Below are 1,865 nucleotides of genomic sequence, written 5' to 3' on the forward strand. Positions count from 1 at the left end.
CGTCGACGTTGAACCGGCCCCCGCCCGCCAGCACATCTGTGTACGCGCCGGAGGTGACGTTCTTGAGGCTGCCGAAGAGGTCGCCGACCTTGATGACGCCGAACTTGCCGGCCTTGGCGACGTAGGTCATGGGGTCGACGACCTTGGCGACCTTGCCGGTGACGGAGAGGACCTTGGCGACGGCGCCGCCCTTGGCCGCGCTTCCGCCGCCGCCCGTGAAGACGGTGGTCAGGACGTTGAAGGTGACACCGCCGGCGGCGCGGGCCGGGTTCTTGCCCCACTCGTCCCACGCGACGAGTGCCTTGCCGGTCTCCTTCATCGCCGTACGCGAATCACGCAGCCAGCTCGGCATGTCCTTGTCGGGCGTCATCCAGAACGCGGCGGCGAAAGGGGTGGAGGAGATCGCGAGGCCGGTGGCGAGTTTGGCGAGGCCGGTCCAGGCCTGGCCGGCCTTGTCCCAGCCGTCGGTGCCGACGAGGGTTCCGAGGCCTTTGACGGTGCCCCAGATGCCGTCGACGATGAACCCGTCCCACACGAAGCTCTTCACCTGGTGCCACGCCCAGGCCAGGCCGGTGTACTCGCGCTCGGCGTGCCCGCCCCACGGGGTCTCCTCGGCATGCTGGAGCGCATCCACCGAGTACCCGTACATACCCGGCTTGTGGCTGCCGTCGTCCACCGTCAGCTTGCTGCCGCCCACCAGCGCGGTGATCTTGTCGTGGCAGGCCCGCTCGGCATCCGTGAACGCGCCGACGGTCGCCCCGACGTCACTGATCAGGCGATTGTTGTGGTCGACCTTCTTCTGGTCGCGCCGCCAGTGGTCGTCACCCTCGATGCTGTCGGTGAACGCGAAGGCCTCCGTCCGCAGACTCTGCAACTTCGCGACCAGCGGCCGCACTGTGCCCTCGTACTCGGTCAGGGCCGCGGCAGCCTTCTCCAGCCCGTCCGCGAAATCGTCCGCCTTCGTCTTCACCGGGAGGGTGGTGGCGAACAACTGGTCGGCCTCGGGGGCCTGGTAGCAGGCCGACAGGCCCTGGAACTCCTTGTGGACATTGGACCCGCCGTCACGGAACTCACCGGCCTGCTTCGTCAGCGCCGCCGCATCCTTGGTGAGCTGCTCCAGGTTTCCCGTGAACATCGGGATACCGCCAGGCTCGATGACATCCTTGTCGCTCACTTGCCCGCCCCCGCGTTGTCGCCCGGCTTGTCTCCCGGCTTTTCGATGGGCTTGCCGTCCGCCCCGAGTTCCTGGCCCTTGTCGTTGATGACGGGTTCCTTGATGGCCTGCTTCTGCTTGTTCGCGGCCATGTCGAGGTCACCCTTGGCATACTCGGTCGTCGCGTCGTACGCACCGTTCAGCGAATGCTCGGTGCGCACCGCGATGTAGCCCAGCTCCTGCGCCTTGTGCTGCATGAATTCGCCGAGTGCGCCGCCGACGGGGCCCATCGGGGCTTCCGTGCCGCAGTACGGGCCGGAGATCGTGCCCGCCGACGAGGCGGCCGATTTCAGGCTTTCCTGCATCGCTGTTCCGGCCTTCGACATGGCCTCGGCCGCGGTGGCCGTCTTCTTCAATACGCCCGAAACCCCGGCCGGCTTGATGTCCCAACTCGTCACCGCACCACACCCCCGTCAATCAACCCGCAACCCGCAACCCGCAACCCGCAACCCGCAACCCGCAACCCGCACAAGCCCGCAGGCTTGCCAGCACACAACCGCCAGTACGCCGCCCGTGCCGTCTCAGCCGATGGCGTCGACGGCGGCCTTGGCCTTGGAGAGGGTGGACTGGGCGGTGCCGTCGTTGAGTTCCAGGGTGCCTCGGACGAGGCGGATGATCTCGCGGACCTCGTTGGCGGCCTTGTTCCAGCGCA

Annotated in this window: 1 protein-coding gene and 1 pseudogene; both read right to left on the reverse strand. The window is 67.6% G+C overall.

The genetic code is table 11. The features are described 5' to 3' along the window. Positions 1-1,174, reverse strand: a pseudogene (locus ABD346_RS35230) (hypothetical protein); the annotation flags it as partial. Continuing rightward, positions 1,171-1,611, reverse strand: a complete 441-nt coding sequence (locus ABD346_RS35235) for a DUF6507 family protein (protein WP_344380396.1) — start codon at positions 1,609-1,611, stop codon at positions 1,171-1,173. The pseudogene ABD346_RS35230 and the gene ABD346_RS35235, both read right to left, overlap by 4 nt. Positions 1,612-1,865 lie beyond the last annotated feature (254 nt).

This window comes from Streptomyces mauvecolor, assembly GCF_039532965.1.
In the GTDB taxonomy this organism is placed as follows: Bacteria; Actinomycetota; Actinomycetes; order Streptomycetales; family Streptomycetaceae; genus Streptomyces; species Streptomyces violascens.